The following is a 22,996-nucleotide window of genomic DNA, read 5'->3' on the forward strand; positions in this document are numbered from 1 at the left end:
AGAGTTGCAAGTCGAAAACGCGTGACCATGCCGGGCGGGCATGACGACGCCATGACACCCTTCAGGGTGCGATGTCGACCGTGACCTCGCGCGATTCGGCGCGGCCCTGGTCGTCGACCGCGCGCAGCACGTAGCGCCGGCCCGACTCCGCGAGATCGGGCATCCACGTGATGCCTTCGCCCGGCGCAGCACGGCCGATGAGCGCGTCGTCAGCGAACCAGTAGACGGTCTGCGTGCCGGCGGCGGCCTCGGCGCGCAGCACCAGCGGCTCGGGCTTCTTCACGCGCAGCGTGTGGCGCACGCCGCGCAGCGGCGAGGTGATGAGCGGCGCGCCCTCGGGTGCGCCGCCTTCGTTCTCGCAGCCATCGGACGGCACGCTTGCGCGCGGCAAGCCGGCCTGGCGGAACAGGCGGCGCATGTCGCTGCCCCATTGCTCCACCACCTGCTGGCGAGCATTGGGCTGCGGACCGCACACCACCTTGCCGGTGGTCTCGTCGACCCACACCGCGCGGTGCAGGTTGCTGACCTGGATGGGCGACTTGCCCGCGATGAACCACGTCGTCGCGCGCACCGGGCACAGCGCGTCGGGCAGGCCGCCCGTGGCCGCGCACACCTCGACCTGGCGCAGGTCGGGCGGCTGGCGCGACACCACCTCGCCCGGGTCGAGCCGCTCGGCACGCAGCGCGTCGACCATGCGAAGGAACAGCGGCGCGGCCGCATCCACACCCACCAGCGCGGGGTTGCTGCTGCCGTCGAAGTTGCCCACCCACACCACCAGCACGTGGCGGCCGAACACGCCCGCCGTCCACGCATCGCGAAAGCCCCAGGAGGTGCCCGTCTTCCATGCGATGGCGGGCCGCGCAGGCAGCGCGGTGTCGGGGCGCGGCGTGTGGCGCAGCATGTCGAGCGTGATGAACGAGGCCTCCTCGCTCAGCAGGCGCAGCGGCTGCACCGGGCGCTCGTCGGGCGCGGGCTGCGTGTAGCGGATGGGTTGCGATATGCCGCCGTTGGCCAGCGTGGCGTACATGCCGGCCAGCTCCTCGGGCGTGACCTCGCCGCCGCCCAGCACCAGCGCCAGGCCGTAGTGCGATTCGCTCTGCAGCTTCTGCACGCCGGCCAGGCGCATGAAGTCGTAGAGGCCCGGCTTCGAGAGCTTCGCCGCCACGGCCACCGCGGGAATGTTGCGGCTGCGGATCAGCGCCTCCTGCGCCGGCAGCGGGCCGGCGAAGCGGTGGTCGAAGTTCTCGGGCGTGTAGGGGCCGAAGGAGGTGGGCGCGTCCTTGAGCATCGTGCGCGGATGCAGCAGGCCCTGGTCGAGCGCCAGCGCATAGATGAAGGGCTTGAGCGTGGAGCCCGGCGAGCGCTTGGCGAGCACGCCGTTGACCTGGCCCGAGATGGCGTCGTTGCGGAAGTCGGCCGAGCCGATCATGGCGCGCACCTGCATGGTCGATGCGTCGAGCAGCAGCGCGCTCGCGTTGGTCATGCCCACGTCGGCATGTGTGCGCAGGTACTGGCCCATGACCCGCTCGAGCGTGGACTGCATGCGCAGGTCGATGGTGGTTCGCACCTCCTGCACGCCGCGCTCCTGCGCGAGCAGCATGTCGGTGGCGTGCGGCGCAAGAAAGGGCAGGCTGCCGCGCGACTGCGCCGACAGCGCGAGCTGCGCGTCCGGCGCGTGCTGCTTCGCTGTCGGGTCGCGCTCGGCCCACAACGCCCACAGGCGTTCGCGAGCCGATTGCAGCTCGGCATTGCGGCCGCGCTCGGCGATGCGCTTGACGGGGTTCTGCGGAATCACCGCGAGCGTCAGCGCCTCGGGCAGGCTGAGCCTGGCCGCGTCCTTGCGGAAGTAGATGAGGCTCGCGGCCTGCACGCCTTCGATGTTGCCGCCATAGGGCGCGGTGTTGAGGTAGGCCTCGAGGATGTCGTGCTTGCTGAAGCGCGCCTCCAGCCACAGCGCCGCGAAGATCTGCGCGACCTTGCCGCCGGGCGTGCGGCTGTCGATGCCGTACACGCGGCGCGCGAGCTGCATCGTGAGCGTGGAGCCGCCCTGGCGGCGCTCGCCGCTGGCAATGCGCCATGCGCTGCGCACCAGCGCAGCGGGGTTCACGCCGGGGTGCGTGTGGAAGCGGCGGTCTTCGTACAGCAGCACCGCATCGACCAGCGTGGGCGAGATGCGCTCGAGCGGTACCCACAGGCGGTATTGGTCGTCGCCAGCGAGTGTGAGGCGCAGCAGCTCGCCGCCTTGCGCATAGACCGCGCGCGAGCTGCCGACGGTTTCGCTCAGTGCGGCGTGGGGCCAGAGGCGGAGCAGGGCGAGCAGCAGCGCGACGATCACGAAGGCGATGAGCGCCTTGCGCGTCCGGGATCTACTACCTCTCCCTCTCCCACTTGCGGGAGAGGGCTGGGGTGGGGGCAGCGGCGATGGATCGGGCAGCGTGTTCATACGAAGGCCGCACCCTCACCCTGGCCCTCGCCCGCACGCGGGAGAGGGGGCAACGCGCGCCGTTGTCGCGGTCAATTCGCCACCACCTGAAAGCGCGCACCCGCCGAACGCGAGAACACGCGGCGGTCGTACATCGCTTCGCCGTACGCCGCCGGCACCACGTAGTCGCCCACGTTGGTGGCGCGCGCCTTGTACGTCACCTCGAGCAGGTCCTTGCCGACGCCGCCGTAGAACACCACGCGATCCTCGCGGATGTCGGCGTACTGCACCTTCCACGAACCGCCGCCACCCAGGCGCTTCTTCCAGATGGGCGCGTCGGCATCGGCATCGTCGTCGTCGCCCACGGCGTTCAGCACCGGCTCCAGCCCGCCGGGCAGGACGTCGACCAGCGCCACGCCGTTGAGTTGCGCGCGCTCCAGGCTGCGCACGCGCACCCGCACCGTGACCTCCTCGCCGAGCTTCACCTTGGTAACCGGGTTGCCCTTGGCGTCGAACACCTCGTGGGAGATCTCCATGCCCTGGTTCACCGGCGTGGGAGACACGTTACGCTCGAAGCCCTGTTCGGCCCAGCTGTAGTAGAGGTTGAAGTCGCTGTCGTTCGACAGCTTGAGCTTCGCGGTGCCGGCCGGCACGGCGGCGCGCGCGATCGGGTTCACCGAGCCCAGCGCAAGTGCGGCGGCCTGGCCCTGTGCGTCGATGGCGCTCGCCGTGAGCTTGCCTTCGGCGTTCTGCCCGACGGCCTCGAAGTACGAATCGACCGCCAGCAGCATCGAGGCCGACGACAGGCTGTTGTACCAGCCGTCGCGCACCATCGCGGCCATGCCTTCCCACACCGCGGGCTTCAGCGTCTTCAGCCGCGCAGGAAAGTGGCGGCCCACCAGGTGCAGTGTCATGCTGTCGTGCACCAGCGGGTCGTAGTAGGCGCCCCACACGTTGCGGCGCTGCTTCTTCTCGGTGCGTGCGAGCAGGTCGCTCCACACCGGATCGAGCAGCTCGTTGGCCACCTGCTCCTGCTTCACGAGCTGGTAGCTCGCGGCGAGATAGACGGCACCGAGGTCGTCGTTCCAGCCTTGCGATTTCTTCGTGCGCCAGGCTTCTCGCAGGTTGGCGAGCGCGGCCGGCGCGACGATGCCCTGGCGCGTCAGCAGGTAGGCCGCCTGCGTGCGCTGGCGCCAGCCGTCGAGCGTGGTGTCGCCGCTGCCGAGCCAGCCCTGCAGGTAGGTGTCGGCCTTCTGCAGCAGGTCTTGGGGCACGGGCAGCTTGTGGTCCTTGGCCTCGACCAGCAGGTGCACCGCGTACAGCGTGGCGAAGGCATCGGTGCCCGCGCCGGGCCACAGCGAGAAGCCGCCGTCGGCCGTCTGCCGCGCGCGCAGCTGCACGAGGTAGCGCTCGAAGGTCTTGCGCGACTCGGGCAGCGGGCCCTGCTCGGCCGTGCGCCCGCGCGCCATTTCCCTCATCAGCTCGGGCCGGCCCGCGAGCAGCACCGCCGGGAAGGCCTGGCTGGTGATCTGCTCGGTACAGCCGTGCGGATAGGCCTCCAGGTACTGCATGAGCCCGGTGGCGAACGCCCACGGCGCGGCCGACACGGCCACATCGCTCTGGCGGAAGTTCGGGTACAGGTCGGCCTTGCTGGCCAGCTCTCCCGCGCGCTGGAAGCTGCCGGCCTGCACCAGCGTGACGAACGGCGACGCGGGCCGCACGCTCACTTCGGTGGAAAGGCGCGCGCTGAAGTTCTTGTGCGTCGAGGTGAAGACCAGCGCGGATGAACCGAGCACGGCTTCGGCGCCAGGCTTGGCGCTCACGTTGAACCGGGTACTGGCCTCGCCGCGCTCGTTGACCTTCAGCGTCTGCGTGGCCTCGCCCACCACCTCGAGCCCGCCGGATGCGGTGAGCGTGAGCGCGATCGGCGCCTCCTTGCCCGAGCCCACGATGTTGTTGGCCAGGCCCACGCCCACCTCCACGGTGTCGCCGGGCGCCATGGCCAGCGGCGCGTTCGGCAGTATCACCATGTCGCCGCGCACCACGGTGCGGGTGCTCTTGGCGGCGGTGGCCTCGTCGTTCACGGCCACGGCCATCACGCGCAGGCTGCCGTTGAAGCTCTCGGGCACGGTGTAGCTGAACTCGCGGCTGCCGTTCACGTCGACCAACCCCGACCAGTAGGCCACCGGCTTGTCGCGCTTGCGCTTGAACGGGTTCAGGTGCTTGCCGAGCTCGCCTTCGCCGTCACCGCCCGGCGCGGCCCCCTGCATGAGCTTCTTGAACTCCGGCAGGATCAGGTCGAGCGTCTGCAAGGTGCCCACCTCGAGCGCGCGCTTCTGGAAGAAGTGCTTCAGCGGGTCGGGCGTCTTGTAGCGCGCCACCTGCAGGATGCCTTCATCCACCGCGAACACCACGGCGCGCGTGGGCTTGTCGCTGGTGAGCTTCATCTTCACGGTCTGCCCCGGCTTCACCAGTTCGCTGCTGGTGAGCTGCAGGTTGGCGGTGCGCTGCGTGAGCGCGGTGGCGAACGGCACGACGCCGTAAGACAGCGGGCTCATGTAGACCTCGTCGGAGGCCGGGTCACGCACGAAGTGCACGTTGATGTAGCCCGTGCCTTCGAAGCCCTTGGGCAGGGTGATCTTCTGCACCGAGGCGGTCTTGTCGGTCTTGAACCACGCATGCGCGTAGACCTTGTCGCGCTCGATGGTGATGAGGCCCGCGCCGACGTACGGCGCGCGGATGCTCACCGCGATCTCCTGGCCCGGCTCGTAGTCCTTGCGGTCGAGCGTGAGCTGCAGCTCGGCGTTGCGGTCGAGCGAGCGCGACACGTTGGCGTTGCCCGCCACGCTGTATTCCACGCGGTTGAGCTCCACTCCCTGCCCGTTGCGCACCACGTAGGCGAAGTTGCCCGGCGCGCCGGTGTCCAGCGCCACGGTGTTGCCTGCCGCGGCGATGGCGAAGGGCTTCTCGTCGAGCACCACTTCCTTCCTGCGCGACTCGTAGCGGTACAGGCCGTTGTCCTGCTTCACCAGCACCGACAGCACCTTGCGCTCGACGCGTTCGATCTTCAGATCGGCCACGGCCGTCTTCTTCGCCTGCGGGTCGATGGCGATCACGGTGGCGTTGCGCGCGGCGCCCTTGCTCACGTAGCTGGTGTCGCCGTCGACCTTCACGCCCACGAGATAGGGCATGTCGCTCACCAGCGTCTGCGCCTCGGCCGACACGCTGCGCCCGCCCTCGGGCTCGAAGGCCTTGGCCAGCACATGCACCTGGTAGGTGGCCGCGTCGAAGCGCGACAGGCGCAGGTCGAACTCGGCCTTGCCCTCGGAACTCGTTTGCACGCTGCCCAGGTCGTCGACCTGTTTCTCGGCGGCGCGCTGCGGATCGAAGAAGGCGTAGTCGGTGAACGCGCGGAACACCGGGAAGCCGGGGCTCAGCGTGAGCGTGCCTTCGACCTTGCGGTCGGGCGCGGGCGTGCCGAACAGGTTCTGCACGTCGACGAGCGCCTTCAGGTCCTTGGGCTTGACCCAGCCTTCGGCGGCCTCGCTGCTGAGCTTGGCGATCACCTTGGTGCGGTCCGGCAGGAACTCCTGCACCTTCACCGTGGTGCTGCCGATCAGCAGGCCCTCGACCTCGGGCGCGCCGGGCGACGACTCGCGCGGCAGGTAGAGATTGACCGTGTAGTTGCCGGTGGGCGAGGTGTCCTGCGTGGTGTGGGCGATCTCCGCCGCGCCGCCGGGGCCGAGCTTGAGCTTCTCGCGGCGCACGCTGAGGCCGCGCGCGTCGAGGATCTCGGTCTCCAGCGGCAGGTCGCGCAGCGAGGTGCCCCAGTTGCCGGCCTTCACCATCATCGCGATGTGCATCGTGTCGCCGGGACGGTAGATGCCGCGATCGCTGAACACGTAGGCCGTCATCTGGTTCGGCACGCCGGCCGCGCGCAGGCCGCCGACGTCGAAGCGCGAGATGTCCAGCGTGCGGTCGTTGCGGTTGAAGGGCAGGAAGCTCAGGTCGCCGTCCTTGCGCACCACGAGCACAACCGGCGTCTTCTCGCGCTGGTAGCCGGCCAGGTTGGGCAGCTTGGCCGCACCGGTTGCATCGGTGGCCTGCGACGCGACGATCATGCCGTTGCGGCCCCACACCTCGACCAGCGCACCGGCCACGGGCTGGCCGGTAGCGATGCTCTGCACGAACACGTCGCGCGTGCCGTCGAGCGACTTCTTGGCCACGATGCCCAGGTCGGTGACCAGCACCAGGCGCTGGTCGACCTGCTGCTCGGGATTGGCGCCTTCGGCATTGCCGTCCGCGTTGTCCTCATCGCCGGACGACTGCTCCTGCTGCTCCTCTTCGGACTGGCCTTCCCCGGCATTGCCTTGCGGCTTCTTCTTCGCGCTGGGGTCGTAGCCCTGCACCTTCAGCAGGAACACGCCGCGGCGGTCGGCCACGTCGCTGCGCAGGTACTCGGCGAAGTCGACGGTTTCGTAATGCGCCTTGCCGGCGGGGATGCTGAGCGGAATCTCCTTCTGGAAGCGGTCGACCAGGTCGTCGGACGTGAGGCCGCCGTAGAACTGCGGATGCGCGAAGTCGCCGCTGGTCTGCGTCACCAGGTGCTGCAGCTGCTGCGGCAGCAGGCGGCCGATCTCCATCCGGATGCCGGGCAGGTCGCGCACGAGAACGGGCAGCTTGCGCTCGCCCGACAGCGCGAGCAGCGAGCCCTGGCTCATGATGGTGAGCTCGGGCGCAAAGGTTTTCAGCAGCATCACGTTCTGCCGCGCGGCACCGAGCTGGTAGCCGCCCGGCGTCTTCAGGCCCTTGGCGATGCGCACCAGCAGGTAGCGCCCGCCTTCGGCCTGGGGCATGCGGAAGCTCACCATGTCGCTCACCTCGCGCTCGCTGGCGATGGGCTGCAGGTTGATCTTCTTCGCGCGGCGCAGCACGGCGTCGGTCACCTTGGAGGGGTCGGCCGACCAGTCGAACTTCTCGTCGCTGTCGTCCTTGTTGCCCTTGGCTTCCTCCGTCGCGGGCAGCAGCCAGGCCTGCACCACGCGCGCCATTTCGCGCTCGTGCACCGGCATCGAGGCGGTGACGTGCACCACGTGCTCGGGCTCGCCGTTCTCGCCGGTGACGATGGTGGGCTCGACGCTCGCGATGTCGAGGCTGAACAGGCCGGGGATGTCGACCGCGCGCGAGGCGTCGGTGCGCTGCGCCGGGCCACCCTTCTGCGCGACGGCGCCGGCTGCAAGGCTCAGCACCACCGGCCGGGTCTTCTCGGGAATGGCCAGCGGCTCGGACTGCAGCGTGGCGTTGAGGCGCAGCTTGTCGTAGCTGACGGTGAACTTCTCGCTCGCGCACTTGCCCACGCTGAAGAACGAGGTGCTGCAGGCCTGGTCGTAGGTGAGCACCAGCCGCTTCTCGAACTCGGCCGTATTCACCGGATGCGAGAACCGCACCTGGAACAGGGCCCGGCGCACGTTGGCCTGAACCGGGTCCTGGTAGAACTCGGCCGCGGCGATCTGCGCAGTGAAGGCCGGCGAGGTGAACTCGTACTTTCGCTGCGCCATCTCGATGTGCGGCGCAAGTGCATTGCCCGAGAGTTGCACCTTGTACGGCTGGCCGACGGGCCAGTCTTGCGCGGGCAGGAACTCCAGGCGGTTCTGCTGGGTCCAGGTCCAGCGGCCCGCGATGGCCGGCTCGATGCTGACGCCGGCGGCTTCCTGCCCGATGCGCGCGATGGGCGCCACCGAGGCCGAGAAGTTGATGACGAAGGGGTTGGGGCCCTTGTCGAGTTCGATCTGCGTGCGCTGCGGCGGCTCGGTCTTCGCGGTGGCGACGACGGGCTCCACGCGATCGGGCGTGAGGCCGTGCCACCACTTCAGCAACTGCGGGCTGGCCATCCAGCCGGCCGCCGCGAGCAGCAGGAGCAGCAGCACCCAGACCAGCCGCTGCTGCAGCCACTGCAGGCCCAGCAACAGGAATGTACCGGCGATGCGCAACCAGCCAGGGGGTCGCCAGGAACCGATGAGCCCGCGGGCCACCGGACGCAGGAAGCCGAGCGCACGGCCCAGTCCGGTGAAGAGCACGTCACTGAGTGACGCGAGTTTTCGGTTGGCGACTTGAAGCATGGATGCTCCCCACTGTGTTTTTGTTGGCGTCCGCGAGTGTGCGGACCGTCTGTGAAGCGCTGGCGCTGCGTGTGAAGTCTTCGTGAAAACCGCACATCGGATCTGTCTGGCAGGCAGCTCTCAGGTGGCGTGCGCGGATGTCCTCCGTCGGCGCGAGCGCAGCCTTGGCCACGGCCATCTCAGATCTGCGGCTTGTTCACCATCAGGTAGAACACCACGACCATCGCAACGAACGCCGGGTACCCGAGCAGCTCCCAATACCGCTGGTAGCGCGCATAGAGCGGCGGCAGCGGCGCGGCGTCCCGGTGCGCCTGCGCAGCCATTGCGGCCATGCGGATCTGCAGCCACACCACCGGCAGCCAGCAGATGCCCGCGAACACGAACAGCGCGAGCGACACGGCGAGCCACGGCGTGGACATCGGCCAGCCCGCCATGTGCGCCAGCGCGAAGCCCGTGGCCGGCTGCAGGATGACGGTCGGCGTGGTGAACCACCAGTCGGCGCGCACCACCAGCCGGCTGACCACCGCCTGCGCGGGCACGCTGCCGCTGCGGTTGGCGAAGAACATGTAGAACGCCGACCCCAGCCCCGTGCCGACCATGAGCACGCTGGAGACGATGTGCAGCCACTTGAGGACGAGGTAGGTGTTCATGGCGCGGCGCGTCGGTAGAGGTGCCAGAGCAGGGCGGCGATGGGCAGGTTCTTGAGCAGCGGGCCGAGCGGGTGCAGCCACAGGCCCGGCTGCAGCACGGTGGCCACGAGCGTCATGACGGCCATCAGCGCGAGGGCCGCGGCGTAGCTGGTCCGGCCCGGCCAGCGCCACAGCGCGAGGCCGACGGCCAGGTCCGCCGCGGCGCCGCCGACGATCAGGCCCTGCACCAGCCACGGCGGCGACGCGATGCCCGCCGCGGCCAGCACCTCGCGGCTCTGCCCGTTCAGCTCGACGAGGCTGGCGACGGCGGTGAGCACCCAGACGGCGACCAGGCTCCAGCGCAGCAGGCGGTCGTCGCCGGTGCGCGTCATGCCGCGCCGCCCTCTTGCCGGTTGCGTTGCCACTCGACCACTTCGTGCGCGTTCGTGGCCAGGAACGCCTGCATGCGCGCGAACCGGCGCTGCGTCTGCCGCATGAAGATGCGCGCCACGACGGGCTCCATCAGCCAGCGCAACGCACGCGGCCCCGATTCGATCGTGTAGACATAGATGAGGACCGAACGGCCCGGTGCCGTGTCGCGGTGCCGCATGGACGCGGCCCAGCGGCTGAAGGGAAACGAGCGGCCGATCATGTGCGCGGCGGCCACGTGCGGCCGATCGAAGGTGACGAAGCGCGTGCGCATCGACAGGCCGCGCAGCAGGCCACCGCCGGTGTTCTCGGTTTCCGCGCCGACGTACGGGCAGGGCGCACCGCCCACCACGCGCGCGTTGCCGACCAGCGAGTCCCAGCGGGCGCGCCAGACGTGATGGTGGAAAGCGTCGAACACCACGTCCGACGGCGCGGGCATGTCGAACTCAAACCGGCGATGGGCCATGGCTCGGGTCTTCGACGGTCACATCGGTCACCATGCCCCAGCGCGCGAACTCGGGCGCGAACTCGTCCAGCGCGAGCAGGCCGGCGCAGGCGTGCGCACCGGCCGGCAGGGGCTCGCCGCGCGCGATGCGTCGCGCCAGCAGGATGGCGACCATGCAGGGAATCTCGGGGCCGTGGTTGTCGTCGGCCGCGATGTGCCAGGCACGGCGCGCCGGCCGGCCCTGCGCATCGGTGCCTTCCACGCGCACCACCATGCCGCCGAGCGCGCTGCCGAACGCATCGAACACGCCGCCCGCCGCGTGCAGCAGCGGCGCAAGCTTCTGCGGCGACGGCAGCAGGCCGACGCGGCGCAGCAGCGCGAGGAACGCGAAGGCGCGTTGCGTCAGCCCGACTTCGAGCGCGGCGCGGAACATGACCGACTGCACGCCGGCATGGCGCGCAGGAAACAGCTCGAGGTCGGGGATGTCGCATAGCGCGCCGCGACGCGGCTTCATGCGCGCGAACTCGACCTTGACCGGGTCGGCCCAGCCGGGCATCTCGACCCACCGGCCGGCTTGCCAGACGCGGATCGGCTCGCCGCAGTAGGCCAGCACGCCGGCCAGCGTGGCCACGCCGCGCGGCGCGCCCTGTGCCGGCGCGATGCAGATGTCGATGCTGCGGACGCCTTGCCAGCCGGCCGAAAGATGGTCGACCACCGCGGACGACAGCGCAGGCACGGTGCTGGCACCGCTCACCGCCGTGCGGCCGGCCGCGCGAAAGGCACCGTCGAGCGCCGCCGGAAAGTCGCACACGAAGCGCCGGCCGTCCGCCAGGTCGATGTAGTGCGCGCCGGCTGCCGCCACCGCTTCGGGCACGCGGTAGTCCTGGCGCTGGAAAGGGCCGGCCGTGTGGACCACCAATTCCGCACCGAGTTCGCGCAGGGTGCCGGCGAAGCCCGGCGCCTGCGCGTCGATGCGCACGCCACGCGCGTTGCCGCCGACCGACGCGGCGAATGCCTCCGCGCGCTGCGCATCGCGCCCCGCCACCAGCAGCTCGATGCCGGGGTCTGTGGCAAGGGCGCGGCAGATGCGTGCGCCGAAGTTGCCGTAGCCGCCGAGCACCAGCGTCTTCGTCATGCGGCTGCGGCGTCCGTTCCCGCCACGTGCCCGCGCGTGAAGGCCTCCTCGAAGATGGAGTAGCCCGACCAGTCGGCGTGCGCGAACGACAGGCGTCCCGCGACCACGCTGCCGCGGTGCGCGCCATCGGGTGCGGTGCGCTGCGGGCCGATCTGCGCGAGCAGGCCGGGATGCGGAATCGACATCGCATGCCCGTAGCGCGTGATGTCGATGCGCGTGGCCAGCGCGGGCAGGTCGGGGTGCGGCACCGACAGCTCGGCCAGCAGCTCGTCGCGCCAGCCGGTCCACGGACGCTCGAGCAGCAGCTTGCGGCCGTCGGCCGTGTCGTAGCCGCTCGGGCCCAGCGGGCGATACCAGCTGAGCACGGTGCCGCGCGGCGTCGGGTCGAGCGACTGGTGGCGCGCATCGACGTAGCCGAGGCCGCGCGTGCCGTAGATCACGTTGTCCCAGCTCGGCGCCGCGCCGGCGCGGTCGGCCAGCGGAGCGCGCAGGTGCACATTGGCAACCAGCCAGGGCGCGTAGCGCACCTGCGCGGCGGCGGTCTTCAGCACCTCTGGCGGGTTCTGCACCACGCGCGCGGCAATGAACACCGGCAGCGCGACGATGCAGCGATCGGCCAGCCAGCGCACCAGCGACTTCGTGGCCGCGTCCCATGCGTCGACCTCGACGCCGCCGCGCACCTCGGCGATGCGGGTGACGACCTGGCCGGTGTGCAGCCGCTCGCCGAGCGGCCTGGCGAGCTGCTTCGTGAGCCAGCCGTTGCCCTCGGGCCAGGTGAGGATGCCGTCGCGCTCCGGGCTGGCGTCGTTCACGCTGCCACTCGGGTCGCCGGGCGCGTGGAAGCCGTGACGGCTCGCGAAGTAATGGATGCCGGCCCAGGCCGACACCTGCGCGATGCCGGCGCCGTAGTCGTCGCGGCAGCAGTAGTCGAGATACCAGCGCAGCTGCGCGTCGGTGAAGCCTTCGCTGTCGAGCCAGCCGGCGAACGTGATCGCGTCGAGCGCCAGCAGCTCGGGCGTGACCGCAACCTTGAGCGTGGGAATCGCGAAGTGCGCCGCGTGCTGCAGCGCGTCGATGCGCTGCGCGAACTTGCGGTACTGCGCGAGCGTCGCTTCGCCCACGCCGTGCACCGGCAGCAGCCCGTCCTGCCATTCGCCGTGGAAGAACAGCCGCTCCTGAGGGCTGTGGCAAAGCGTGACCTCGTCGTATTCCCAGAGGCCCGCCACGCGGCGGCGCAGGCCGAGTTCTTCCAGCAGGTCCTGCACCTCGCGCGCATCGTCGCCGGGCACCGGCAGGTAGTGCGCGCCGAGCGGACACGCAATGCCGTTGACCATGCCGCCGCGCGCATTGCCGCCGGCCGTGTCCTCGAGTTCGAGCAGCGCGAAGTCGTCGACACCCGCTAGCCGCAGCGCCCGCGCAGCGCCCAGCCCCGCCACACCGCCCCCCGCGATGACCACGCGCGCGCGCTTCACCGTCGCAGGCGCCGCGCTCCGCAGCGCGCCGTCGCGCATCGCATGGCCGCGCGCCACATCGATCCCGGTGAAGCCGCCCTCGATGGGCGGCGGCGCCTCGCAACCCGCCAGCGCCAGCGCTCCTGCCGCACCCACCGTTCCCAGGAAACCGCGCCGCCTCATGTCGTCAGTTCCCCACCGCCCGCGCAGCGTAGCCTGTTCCAGAAACACCGAGGAACCGGCTCTGCCGGGCCTTAGGTGTTGCCCCCGGTAGGGGGAAGGAGAAGCGGACACGAAGTGCCGCGCATCCTGGGGGCGAGCCAGAAACACCGAGGAACCGGCTCTGCCGGGCCTCAGGTGTTGCCCCCGGTAGGGGGTAGGAGAAGCGACACGAAGTGCGCGAAGCCTGGGGGCGAGCCATCTTCAATGAGCCATGACCTTGCCCCACTCCTGTTCGTAAGTGGTGACAAGCGTCTGGTTCGACAGGCGGTTCACTTCCGTCGGCAGGCGCGCCATGTCGAGCGGGAAGTCGAACATCAGCGGCAACGTGGAAGGCGAGAGAAAGCGCAGGCCCGCCGGCAGCGCGTCGGGCATGCGGTATGGCCGGCGGCTCGCGATGATGTAGCCCCATTCGCCGAAGCTCGGCACATGCGCGTGGTACGGCGTGGCCGTGAGGCCGACCGACTCGATGGTGGTCGCCACGGTCCAGTAGCTCTTGCGCGCCACCAGCGGCGAGGTGGTCTGGATCACGGCATAGCCGCTGGCCGACAGGCGCTTCTCGAGCAGCGAATAGAAGCTGTTGGTGTAGAGCTTGCCGATGGCGAAATTGGTCGGGTCCGGAAAGTCGACCACGATCACGTCGAACATGTCGCCCGGCTGCTGCAGCCACTGGAACGCGTCGGTGTTGACGATCTTCACCTTCGGCGACGACAGCGAATGGCCGTTGAGCGCGGCCAGGGTCTCGTGGTCGGTGAAGAGCTTCGTCATGTTCGGGTCGAGCTCCACCAGCGTGACCGACTCGACCGACGGGTACTTGAGGATCTCGCGCACCGCCATGCCGTCGCCGCCGCCGAGCACGGCCACTTTCCTGGGCGCGCCCTGCGCGGCCATCACCGGGTGCACGAGCGCCTCGTGGTAGCGGTACTCGTCGCGCTCGGCGAACTGCAGGTTGCCGTTGAGGAACAGCCGGTGGCCGAGCAGCCCGCGCGTGACCACGATGCGCTGGTAGGGCGAGGTGGCGCTGAAGACGATGCGGTCCTGGTAGAACTTGTCTTCCGCCAGCGTCGTGATGTGGTCGGCCCACGCGAAGGCCGCGACCAGCGCGGCCAGCGCTAGGAAGCAGGCCATCGCGTGGGCGCCGACGCGGCGCAGTTCATGGCGGAACAGCCACAGCGCCCACACGGCCACGGCCGCGTTCATGAAGCCGAACAGCAGGCCGGTGCGGATCATGCCGAGCTGCGGCACCAGGATGAGCGGGAACGCCACCGACACCGCGAGCGCGCCGAGGTAGTCGAAGGTGAGCACCTGCGACACCAGGTTCTTGAGCACGATGTTGCGCTTCAGGATGCGCATCACCAGCGGGATCTCCAGGCCCACCAGCGTGCCCACGACCATCACCAGCCCGTACAGCAGCAGGCGGAAGGCGCTGGGCACATAGGCGTTGGCCAGGAACAGGATGGCCGGTAGCGCCCCGCCGATGAGCGCCACCAGCAGTTCGATGCGCAGGAAATGCGCGGGCAGCTGCCGCTCGAAGTAGCGCGAGAGCCACGAGCCCACGCCCATGGCGAACAGGTAGGTGCCGATGATGGTGCTGAACTGCAGCACCGAGTCGCCGAGCAGGTAGCTGCTGAGCGCGGCCGCGCTCAGTTCGTAGACCAGGCCGCAGGCGGCGACCACGAACACGCTGGCGAGCAGCGCGATCTCTACGGGTTGCGGCCCCTTGGGCGGCAACGCCGCGTTGCTTGAAATTTCCATGGGTCAGGCGGTCGCGAGCGGCGGGCGGATGGTCCCCGCCGGTCCGCCCCGGGGCGGACCGCGCCTCACCCCCCGGGGGTGGCGCGCGACACGAAGCGAAGCGAGGTGCAAGGCCGCAGGCTAGTGGATCGCGGCAGCCACGATGATGCTGATGCCCAGGCTCATCGCGGCAACCACCAGTCCCAGCGCCACGTTCTGCTTCTCGACGATCTCGCCCCACAGGTCGTACGGCGTGATCTTGTCGATGATCAGGAAGCAGAGCCAGAAGATGATCACGCCGATCAGCGCGTACACGAGCGATCCGAGGACCACGCCCGGTTTCAGCCATTCAAATCCCATGGGGACCTCCAGTCGTAGTAGTGAAAGACATCGCGAGAAAAGCGAGGTATGCGGCGGACATCTTCGCCGTCATTTGTGGCCGCCGCCACTCGAGTAACCGCCATACGAGCCGCCCGAGCTGCGCGATCCGCCGGACGAGCCGCCGCTGCAGGTGCTCAGGATGATCAGCAGGAAGATGATGACGATGACGATGATGATGATCGTGCCGCAGCCCAGCCCCGAGGCGGCGCTCACCGGCAGCGCATCGGCGCGCTTGAACATGTCCTTCTTGGCGTCGAGCTTGAAGGCGGTGGCCACGGCGCCGCTGTCGATCTTGGTGCCCGAAGACCAGGTCAGTTCGTTGGCCGAGCGCTCCATCGACAGCAGCGCGGGGCCGCTGGCGAAGTCGCGGTTGAACGTCTTCTGCCCGCGCTCGACCTGCCAGTAGAACTCGCCCGCCACGTAGGTGGTCTCGGCGTTGTAGGCGTACTGCTGCTGGTAGCGCTTGTTGAGGTACGTTGCGCTGCTGCCGTTCTCGGCCATCACCGGCGCGCCGGTGGTCGGCTTGACCATGCTCCAGCCGTCTTCGGCATCTACCAGGAAGCTGAACCCGCGCTTCTTGTTGTAGAGCAGGTATTCGTCCCAGCCGAACTGCTCGTCGTCGCCGGGCTCGCTGCCCATGCGGTGCTGGAAGCCGACCACCTGCCACTGCACGCCCTGCAGCTGGCCCATGGCGCCCAGCGCGATGAGCGGGCGCACCGGCTCGCTCTGAGTGGCGTGCCTGAGCTCGCCGCCGATGCCATGCGACAGGTCGATGATGCTGTTGCACGAGCGGCAGGTGATGCTCTTGCTGTCGGCCAGGTTGACGGTGATGGGCGAGCCGCAGTTCGGGCAGTTGAAGCCGCGGCCCTTCTCGTCCTTGGCGGACTCGTCGCGCAGGCCCGCGAGCTGCAGGTCTTCCAGCTGCACCGAGCGGCCGAGGTAGGCAGTGGGCGGATGCGTACCGTAGTCGAGGCTTAGCACCAGCCCCTTGTCGTTGCGCAGCTCGACCATCCCGAACGGCTTGCCGAGCTCGGGCAGGTGCGGCAGTTCGCCCTGCGCCGAGGTCAGCGACACCTGCTCGTTGGAGGTGACGGTGTAGCCCTGGCCAGCGAAGGCCGTGGTGGCGCCCACGCGCAGGTCGACCGACGGCGGCGCATCGCGCTGGATGTCGAACGGCAGCGCGAAAACGTAGGCGCCGTTGTCCTCGCTGAGCACGCCGGTGCGGTCGCCGTCGAGCGAGGCGATCCATTCGGTCCAGCGTCCGCCGGGATAGGTGTACTGCAGCCGGCCGATCAGCGTGAAGGGCTTGTCCTGGATGCGGCCGGTGGCGAACAGTTGCAGCGGGCTGAAGTCGTCGAACAGCTCGGCCATCTTGCCGGTGCGCGCGAGCGTGTCGCCCTGGCGCACGACCGTGCTCTGGCAGTAGGGGCAGACCGCGTGCGTCGATTGCGCCGAGCGGAATTCGACCGGCGCGCCGCAGCCGGGGCAGGGCGCGCGGTAGTAGCGTTGGTTGCCGGTTTCCTCAGCCATGGCGGCTCAGGAAATCGCTGGCTGCAACCACGGATGCAGCTTCGGGAAACACCACGGAACCGGCTTCGCCGGGCCGTAGGTGTTGCCCCCTGCAAGGGGGTAGGAGAAGCGACACGAAGTGCGCGAAGCCTGGGGGTTGGACCAGTGCCGGGGTTAGACCAGCTTCTTCAGCAGTTCGGCCTTCTTGGCGTCGAACTCTTCCTGCGTGAGGATGCCCTTGGTCTTGAGTTCGCCGAGCTTCTCGAGCGTGGTCATGACGTCGGTGGGGCTCACCACGGCCACGGCCGGCTGCTGCTGCGTCGCCGCGGCCTGCGCGGCCGCATTGGGGCTCAGGCCCTGGGCGAGGTTCTGCGCCAGCACCTGGCCGAGCGCCACGCCCGCGCCCAGGCCCATCGCGTCGCCTGCGATGCCGCCGCCGTTGGCCGCGCCCTCGGCGAACTTCGGGATCGCCTGCGCCGTCTGGTACTGCATGAACTTGCCCATGTCGTTGCCGACCATGCCCATGCCGATCTTCTGGTCGAGGATCTTCTGCAGCTCTTCGGGCAGCGAGACGTTCTGGACCGTGATGTTCTCGAGCTTGATGCCGATCTTCTCGAACTCGGGCACCAGTTGTGCGGCGAGCGCCTGCGCGAACTGGATCTGGTTGGCCGCCAGGTCGAGGAAGGGCACGCCGCTGGAAGCGATGGCGTTGCTGATGTTCTGCAGCACCAGGCCGCGCAGCTGGCCGTCGAGGTCGGCCACGCTGTAGATGTCGCGCGTGCCCGAGATCTCGGTGTGGAACGCCTTGGCGTCGCCGATGCGGAAGCTGTAGTTGCCGAAGGCCCGCAGGCGCACCGCGCCGAAGTCCTTGTCGCGGATCGTGATCGGCTGGGGCGTGCCCCACTTCTGGTCGACCTGCTGGCGGGTGCTGAAGAAGTAGACGTCGCTCTTGAAGGGGGACTCGAAGAGCTTGTCCCAGTTCTTCAGGTACGTGAGCACGGGCAGCGTCTGCGTCGTGAGCTTGTACATGCCGGGGCCGAACACGTCGGCCACCTTGCCTTCGTTGACGAAGACGGCCACCTGGGATTCGCGAACGGTGAGCGAGGCGCCGTTCTGGATTTCCATCTCCGCCATCGGGAAGCGCCAGGCCAGCGTGCCGTCGCCGGTCTCCGTCCACTGGATGATGTCGATGAACTGTTTCTTGATGAAATCCATCAGCGCCATGGTCGCTCCTCTTGAGGTTTTTCAGGTTTTGTCGGAACTGTGCATATTGCCACAGCGACTTGACGCTGCACCCGTGCTTTTGGTCATGGGAGGCCCGGCCATGCGGCGTAGGCCCATGCGCGGAGGCTTGCAGGGCGAGGTCTACAATCGGCGCCCCCAGAAGAAGCGCCACCAGGAGCTACGGCACATGTCCGATTCGACACCCTCGACCTCATCGACTCCCACGCCCGAAGACAAACGCGCTGAACTGCGCCGTGCCGCCCTCGAGTACCACGAGTTTCCCGTTCCCGGCAAGGTCGCCATCGCGGCGACCAAGCAGATGGTCAACCAGCGCGATCTGTCGCTGGCCTACTCGCCCGGCGTGGCCGCGCCCTGCGAGGAAATCGTCAAGGACCCGGCCAACGCCTTCAAGTACACGGCGCGCGGCAACCTCGTGGCGGTCATCAGCAACGGCACCGCCGTGCTGGGCCTGGGCGACATCGGCCCGTTGGCGTCCAAGCCGGTCATGGAAGGCAAGGGCGTCCTGTTCAAGAAGTTCGCCGGTGTCGACGTCTTCGACATCGAAATCGACGAGAAGGATCCGGTCAAGCTGGTGGAAGTGATTGCCGCGCTGGAGCCCACCTTCGGCGCCATCAACCTGGAAGACATCAAGGCGCCGGACTGCTTCTACGTGGAGCGCGAACTGCGCAAGCGCATGAAGATCCCGGTGTTCCACGACGACCAGCACGGCACGGCCATCACGGTGGCGGCCGCCATGCTCAATGGCCTGAAAGTGGCCGGCAAGAAGATCGAAGAGGTCAAGCTGGTGGCCTCGGGCGCGGGCGCCGCGGCGCTGGCCTGCCTGAATCTGCTTCTCAAGGTGGGCCTGAAGCGCGAGAACGTGTTCGTCACCGACCTGGCGGGCGTGGTCTACGAAGGCCGCACCGAGCTGATGGACGACGACAAGCGCCAGTTCATGCAGAAGACCGACGCGCGCACGCTCTCCGAGGTGATCGAGGGCGCCGACGTGTTCCTGGGCCTGTCGGCCGGCGGCGTGCTCAAGCCCGCCATGGTGGCCAAGATGGCCAAGCGCCCGGTGATCTTCGCGCTGGCGAACCCGAACCCCGAGATCGCCCCCGAGGACGCCCATGCGGTGCGCGACGACGTGATCATGGCCACCGGCCGCACCGACTACCCGAACCAGGTCAACAACGTCCTGTGCTTCCCGTACATCTTCCGCGGCGCGCTCGACTCGGGCGCGACCACGATCACCGACGAGATGGAAATCGCGGCGGTGCACGCCATTGCCGACCTGGCACAGGCGGAGCAGAGCGAGCGCGTGGCTGCAGCCTACGTCGGTGAAAAGCTGTCCTTCGGCCCCGAATACCTGATTCCAAAGCCCTTCGACCCGCGGCTGATGATGAAGATCGCGCCGGCGGTGGCCAAGGCGGCCGAGGAAAGCGGCGTGGCCACGCGTCCGATCAAGGACATGGACGCCTACCGCGACAAGCTGCAGAGCTTCGTGTACGCCTCGGGCACCACGATGAAGCCGATCTTCGAGACCGCGCGCCGCGCCGCCAAGAAGCGCGTGGCCTACTGCGAGGGCGAGGAAGAACGCGTGCTGCGCGCCGCGCAGATCGTGGTCGACGAAGGCATCGCCCGCCCGACGCTGATCGGCCGCCCGGCCATCATCGCCCAGCGCATCGAGAAGTTCGGCCTGCGCCTGAAGGAAGAGCTCGACTACGACATCGTCAACGTCGAGCAGGACCATCGCTACCGCGACTTCTGGCAGACCTACCACCGCATGACCGAGCGCAAGGGCATCACCACCCAGGTCGCGAAGATCGAGATGCGCCGACGCCTCACGCTGATCGGCGCGATGCTGCTGCACAAGGACGAGGTCGACGGCATGATCTGCGGCACCTGGGGCACCACGCTGATCCACCTGCACTACATCGACCAGGTGATCGGCAAGCGCCCCGGCGGCTGCGAGAGCACCCCGCAGGACGTGCCGGTGTATGCCTGCATGAACGGGCTGCTGCTTCCCGACCGCCAGGTATTCCTGGTCGACACGCACGTCAACTACGACCCCTCGCCCGAGGAACTGGCCGAGATCACGACCATGGCGGCCGAGGAGATGATGCGTTTCGGCCTGAAGCCGAAGGCCGCGCTGCTGTCTCACTCGAACTTCGGCACCAGCAACGAGCCCAGCGCCATCAAGATGCGCAAGACGCTCGACCTGCTGCGCGTGCAGGCGCCCTGGCTCGAGGTGGACGGCGAGATGCACGGCGACGTGGCGCTCGACAGCAAGCAGCGTGCGGTCGTCATGCCCCACAGCGCGCTGGCGGGCGACGCCAATCTGTTGGTTTTTCCGAACATCGACGCGGCCAACATTTCGTACAACCTGCTCAAGACGGCGGCGGGCGGCAACATCGCGATCGGCCCGGTTCTGCTCGGTGCGGCCAAACCTGTGCACATTCTCACGGCCAGCGCGACCGTTCGGCGCATCGTGAACATGACAGCTTTGACGGTGGCTGACGCAAACGCCGAACGATAGGCTGCTTGGCGAGAGTGGCCGCCAACTTAAAGCGCCATTCACCTCGCTGGCGACTGCTCAAACTTTGGGCAGTCGCTTGCTATTTTCTCCAGCGTGGTGCACACTCGCGGGCTTGAATTTGCGGGTTAACCCCGAGGTTGATCGCCGATTCGGAACCCCGCTCTTTTCTTGTGGTGCCCCATGGCGGCTTACGCCTCGATCACGTCCTCTGTCACAAAGTTTGCGCTTACCAGCCTGTTGCTGGCGGCGTTGACGACGGGGGCCGAGGCCCGCGGATGGTTCGGCGCAGGAAAAACGTCCGCCGAGGAAACGGTTGCACTGTCCAGCTTGCCGGTGCAGGGCCAGCAAACCTACCAGGCCATCCTCAATGGCGGCCCCTTCCGGTACGACAAGGACGGCTCGGTTTTCGGCAATCGCGAGCGCCTTCTGCCGCCGGCCCGGCGTGGTCACTATCGCGAGTACACGGTGACGACGCCCGGTGCGCGCAATCGTGGTGCACAACGGATCGTTTGCGGCGGTGAGCAACGCACCACGCCCGAGGCCTGCTGGTACACGGCAGACCATTACGCGAGTTTCAGACGGATTGCGCCATGAGCGATGAAAACGACCTGGGTGGCGCCTCGAAGCGCCCCGAAGAAATGATGATGACTATGGAAAGACCAGCGGAGATGACCTTATCCCTTCGTGCCGTACGCCCGAACATCGTGCAATCGATCCGCGCGTTCCGCGTGAACGACCTGCAGGACGCTGCCAACGCAGCCGGCCAGCACTTCCTGTATGCCAACCTCGGCAACGCCCAGACCAAGCAGGACGTGCTCGACCTGATTGCGCAGCAGTTCACGTTCCCGGCCCACTTCGGGAAGAACTTCGATGCGCTGTACGACTGCATGACGGATCCGCTGCATAAATCGGGCCCGCAACCTGGCTTCGTCATCGTCCTGGAACAGATCCCGGCCAACGCCAAGTTCGACAAGGAAGCACGCGAGCAACTGCTCGACATCTTCCGCGATGCCTCCGATTACTGGGGCGACCGCAAGGTCCCGTTCCGGTGCTTCTATTCTTTTCTGTAGCCCGTTCTGCATCCACCAGCCAAGCAGAACGGGCGAACGAGGCTCAGCCGAACGCTGAAACCCTCGACGGCATCGAAGTGAACAACGCCAACGCAGCAGCAGCCACCGCCAGCACCGAGCCGGCCGGCGAAAAGATGCCGACCGACAAACTGGTCGACGTGTCGCCGCTGGCACTGCGCATGAGCAGCCCGTTCAACGCGGGTTACTGGCTCGCCGCCGCGTAATCGACTCACCTCCAGGCTGCGCGCACTTCGTGTCGCTTCGCCAACCCCTTCCGGGGGTGGCGCCTGCCGAACAGCAAAGCCGGATCGGTGGCGCCCTGGAAAGAAAAAGCCCGCAGTCGCGGGCTTTTTTTCGTTCAACTGACCCGTCCTGACCTGGGTTGACACCTTTTCCTCTCAGAAAAGGCAAGTCAATGGAATCAGGCATCAAACGCACGCAGAGCGACTACACGCTGGCTTTTAAGCTGTCGGTGGTCGATCAGGTAGAAAAAGGCGAGCTCACGTACAAGCAGGCCCAGGAGCGCTACGGCATCCAGGGTCGCTCGACGGTGTTGGTGTGGCTGCGCAAGCATGGCCGCCAGAGCTGGGGTTCGGCATCATGTCGGCTTCCCATGCCAGTACCGATCAAGAATTCCGCATCGCCATCCGCTGCGCCGCTGACTCCTGAGCAGAGGATCAAGGCTCTCGAAGTCCAGCTTCGCGAGGCCAATGAGAAGGCTCAGTTGTTCGAGGCCGTGCTCGATGTCCTGAAGAAGGACTATGGGGTGCGTGTCGTAAAAAAGCCTTCGGGCAAGTCCTCTCGCAAAAGCTCGTCCCGGGGCTGAGCGTGTTGAGGGCTTGCCGCCATTGGGGCGTCAGCCGCCAGGCTTACTACCAACAACTGCAGCACCAGCAGCAATGCCGTGCCCGTTCTGACACAGTGATCGAGCTTGTGCGTTCCGTGCGCCTGCGCCAGCCGCGGCTGGGCGCGCGCAAGCTGCACCATCTTCTCAAGCAGCCGCTGCACCAGGCCAACGCGAGCCTGGGGCGCGATGCGTTGCTGGACGTGCTGCGCGAGGCCCACATGCTGGTTCAGCCCAGGCGGGCGTATCACAAGACCACCGACAGCCATCACCGGTTGCGCCGTCATCCCAACCTGCTCAAGCAGGGGCCGGATCAGGTGCGCCCCACCGGCAGCGAGCAGGTCTGGGTGGCTGACATCACCTACCTGCCGACCGATCAAGGATTCGTCTATCTCAGCCTGGTGACGGATGCGTGGTCGCGCAAGATCGTGGGCCATCACGTGCACGACAGCCTGCACACCGAGCAGGTCAGCCGGGCGCTGAAGGTGGCGCTCAAGGGCCGCAAGACTGGGCAAATGCTGGTGCATCACTCGGACAGGGGCATCCAGTACTGCTCGAACGACTATCAGGAAATCCACCGCCGCCACGGCATCGCCTGCTCGATGACGGACGGCTACGACTGCTATCAGAACGCGCTGGCCGAGCGCGTCAACGGGATCTTGAAGATGGAGTTCCTGCTGCACCGGCCTGCCGATCTGACCCAGGCCAGCCGGATGGTCCAGCAGGCCGTGCAGATCTACAACCAAGAGAGACCGCACCTGTCCCTAAAATTGAAAACGCCCGATGAGGTTCATCGGGCGTCCGTTGCCGGCTGGATCAAGCCGGCTGTGTGTCCTTCATAGGTGTCAA

The 22,996-nt window shown here is 68.0% G+C and carries 16 protein-coding genes; 5 read left to right on the top strand and 11 right to left on the bottom strand.

Annotated elements, in window-relative coordinates; translation table 11 throughout:
* Nucleotides 1-61: 61 nt before the first annotated feature.
* The 11 genes from pbpC to AACL56_RS02375 form a co-directional block, all read right to left on the bottom strand.
* On the bottom strand, nucleotides 62-2,443 hold the full coding sequence (gene pbpC, locus AACL56_RS02325; protein ID WP_425336975.1) for a penicillin-binding protein 1C: 2,382 nt from the start codon (nucleotides 2,441-2,443) through the stop codon (nucleotides 62-64).
* 71 nt (nucleotides 2,444-2,514) lie between these two features.
* On the bottom strand, nucleotides 2,515-8,499 hold the full coding sequence (locus tag AACL56_RS02330) for an alpha-2-macroglobulin (RefSeq protein ID WP_339088223.1): 5,985 nt from the start codon (nucleotides 8,497-8,499) through the stop codon (nucleotides 2,515-2,517).
* A gap of 221 nt (nucleotides 8,500-8,720) precedes the next feature.
* Nucleotides 8,721-9,191, bottom strand: a complete 471-nt coding sequence (locus AACL56_RS02335) for a DUF2269 family protein (RefSeq protein ID WP_339088224.1) — start codon at nucleotides 9,189-9,191, stop codon at nucleotides 8,721-8,723.
* Nucleotides 9,188-9,562: a DoxX-like family protein gene (locus AACL56_RS02340; RefSeq protein ID WP_339088225.1), complete on the bottom strand. Its 375-nt coding sequence runs from the start codon at nucleotides 9,560-9,562 to the stop codon at nucleotides 9,188-9,190. The genes AACL56_RS02335 and AACL56_RS02340 overlap by 4 nt, the downstream gene beginning before the upstream one ends.
* A complete protein-coding gene (locus tag AACL56_RS02345; RefSeq protein WP_339088226.1) occupies nucleotides 9,559-10,065 on the bottom strand; it encodes an SRPBCC family protein in 507 nt (168 codons plus the stop codon). Before AACL56_RS02345 ends, AACL56_RS02340 begins: the two co-directional genes overlap by 4 nt.
* Nucleotides 10,046-11,179: a saccharopine dehydrogenase family protein gene (locus AACL56_RS02350; protein WP_339088227.1), complete on the bottom strand. Its 1,134-nt coding sequence runs from the start codon at nucleotides 11,177-11,179 to the stop codon at nucleotides 10,046-10,048. Before AACL56_RS02350 ends, AACL56_RS02345 begins: the two co-directional genes overlap by 20 nt.
* Nucleotides 11,176-12,813 carry an FAD-dependent oxidoreductase gene (locus tag AACL56_RS02355; RefSeq protein ID WP_339088228.1) on the bottom strand — a complete coding sequence of 546 codons (1,638 nt, stop codon included), beginning with the start codon at nucleotides 12,811-12,813 and terminating at the stop codon, nucleotides 11,176-11,178. Before AACL56_RS02355 ends, AACL56_RS02350 begins: the two co-directional genes overlap by 4 nt.
* A gap of 240 nt (nucleotides 12,814-13,053) precedes the next feature.
* Entirely contained in the window at nucleotides 13,054-14,604 is a 1,551-nt protein-coding gene (locus AACL56_RS02360) for a polyamine aminopropyltransferase (protein ID WP_339088229.1), read from the bottom strand.
* Nucleotides 14,605-14,724: 120 nt separating this feature from the next.
* Nucleotides 14,725-14,943: a DUF350 domain-containing protein gene (locus AACL56_RS02365; RefSeq protein WP_093128864.1), complete on the bottom strand. Its 219-nt coding sequence runs from the start codon at nucleotides 14,941-14,943 to the stop codon at nucleotides 14,725-14,727.
* Between the two features lie 69 nt (nucleotides 14,944-15,012).
* Nucleotides 15,013-16,494 (bottom strand): DUF4178 domain-containing protein, encoded by a 1,482-nt coding sequence (locus tag AACL56_RS02370; protein ID WP_339088230.1) that lies wholly within the window; start codon nucleotides 16,492-16,494, stop codon nucleotides 15,013-15,015.
* Nucleotides 16,495-16,647: 153 nt separating this feature from the next.
* Nucleotides 16,648-17,697 (bottom strand): SPFH domain-containing protein, encoded by a 1,050-nt coding sequence (locus AACL56_RS02375; protein ID WP_093174593.1) that lies wholly within the window; start codon nucleotides 17,695-17,697, stop codon nucleotides 16,648-16,650.
* Nucleotides 17,698-17,884: 187 nt separating this feature from the next.
* Between AACL56_RS02375 and AACL56_RS02380 the strand changes: the two genes are divergently transcribed.
* The 5 genes from AACL56_RS02380 (at nucleotide 17,885) to AACL56_RS02400 (ending at nucleotide 22,989) form a co-directional block, all read left to right on the top strand.
* Nucleotides 17,885-20,233, top strand: a complete 2,349-nt coding sequence (locus AACL56_RS02380; RefSeq protein ID WP_339088231.1) for an NADP-dependent malic enzyme — start codon at nucleotides 17,885-17,887, stop codon at nucleotides 20,231-20,233.
* A gap of 180 nt (nucleotides 20,234-20,413) precedes the next feature.
* Complete coding sequence (locus AACL56_RS02385) at nucleotides 20,414-20,827, top strand: ribonuclease domain-containing protein (RefSeq protein ID WP_339088232.1); 414 nt, start codon at nucleotides 20,414-20,416, stop codon at nucleotides 20,825-20,827.
* A gap of 50 nt (nucleotides 20,828-20,877) precedes the next feature.
* Entirely contained in the window at nucleotides 20,878-21,303 is a 426-nt protein-coding gene (locus AACL56_RS02390; protein WP_086011111.1) for a barstar family protein, read from the top strand.
* Nucleotides 21,304-21,380: 77 nt separating this feature from the next.
* On the top strand, nucleotides 21,381-21,527 hold the full coding sequence (locus tag AACL56_RS02395; RefSeq protein ID WP_339088233.1) for a hypothetical protein: 147 nt from the start codon (nucleotides 21,381-21,383) through the stop codon (nucleotides 21,525-21,527).
* Between the two features lie 191 nt (nucleotides 21,528-21,718).
* Nucleotides 21,719-22,989, top strand: a protein-coding gene (locus AACL56_RS02400; RefSeq protein WP_339088234.1) for an IS3 family transposase whose coding sequence is annotated in 2 segments (ribosomal slippage) — nucleotides 21,719-22,078 and nucleotides 22,081-22,989 — 1,269 coding nt in all. Because the reading frame shifts where the segments join, the coding sequence is not laid out codon by codon here.
* The last annotated feature ends 7 nt before the right edge of the window (nucleotides 22,990-22,996 follow it).

Source organism: Variovorax paradoxus (genome assembly GCF_902712855.1).
In the GTDB taxonomy this organism is placed as follows: domain Bacteria; phylum Pseudomonadota; class Gammaproteobacteria; order Burkholderiales; family Burkholderiaceae_C; genus Variovorax; species Variovorax paradoxus_Q.

Excerpts from the sequence above, each read along its gene's own strand:
- pbpC (WP_425336975.1), bottom strand. The coding sequence starts at position 2,443 with ATGAACACGCTGCCCGATCCATCGCCGCTGCCCCCACCCCAGCCCTCT.
- AACL56_RS02335 (WP_339088224.1), bottom strand. The coding sequence starts at position 9,191 with ATGAACACCTACCTCGTCCTCAAGTGGCTGCACATCGTCTCCAGCGTG.
- AACL56_RS02340 (WP_339088225.1), bottom strand. The coding sequence starts at position 9,562 with ATGACGCGCACCGGCGACGACCGCCTGCTGCGCTGGAGCCTGGTCGCC.
- AACL56_RS02345 (WP_339088226.1), bottom strand. The coding sequence starts at position 10,065 with ATGGCCCATCGCCGGTTTGAGTTCGACATGCCCGCGCCGTCGGACGTG.
- AACL56_RS02350 (WP_339088227.1), bottom strand. The coding sequence starts at position 11,179 with ATGACGAAGACGCTGGTGCTCGGCGGCTACGGCAACTTCGGCGCACGC.
- AACL56_RS02355 (WP_339088228.1), bottom strand. The coding sequence starts at position 12,813 with ATGAGGCGGCGCGGTTTCCTGGGAACGGTGGGTGCGGCAGGAGCGCTG.
- AACL56_RS02360 (WP_339088229.1), bottom strand. The coding sequence starts at position 14,604 with ATGGAAATTTCAAGCAACGCGGCGTTGCCGCCCAAGGGGCCGCAACCC.
- AACL56_RS02365 (WP_093128864.1), bottom strand. The coding sequence starts at position 14,943 with ATGGGATTTGAATGGCTGAAACCGGGCGTGGTCCTCGGATCGCTCGTG.
- AACL56_RS02370 (WP_339088230.1), bottom strand. The coding sequence starts at position 16,494 with ATGGCTGAGGAAACCGGCAACCAACGCTACTACCGCGCGCCCTGCCCC.
- AACL56_RS02375 (WP_093174593.1), bottom strand. The coding sequence starts at position 17,697 with ATGGCGCTGATGGATTTCATCAAGAAACAGTTCATCGACATCATCCAG.
- AACL56_RS02380 (WP_339088231.1), top strand. The coding sequence starts at position 17,885 with ATGTCCGATTCGACACCCTCGACCTCATCGACTCCCACGCCCGAAGAC.
- AACL56_RS02385 (WP_339088232.1), top strand. The coding sequence starts at position 20,414 with ATGGCGGCTTACGCCTCGATCACGTCCTCTGTCACAAAGTTTGCGCTT.
- AACL56_RS02390 (WP_086011111.1), top strand. The coding sequence starts at position 20,878 with ATGACTATGGAAAGACCAGCGGAGATGACCTTATCCCTTCGTGCCGTA.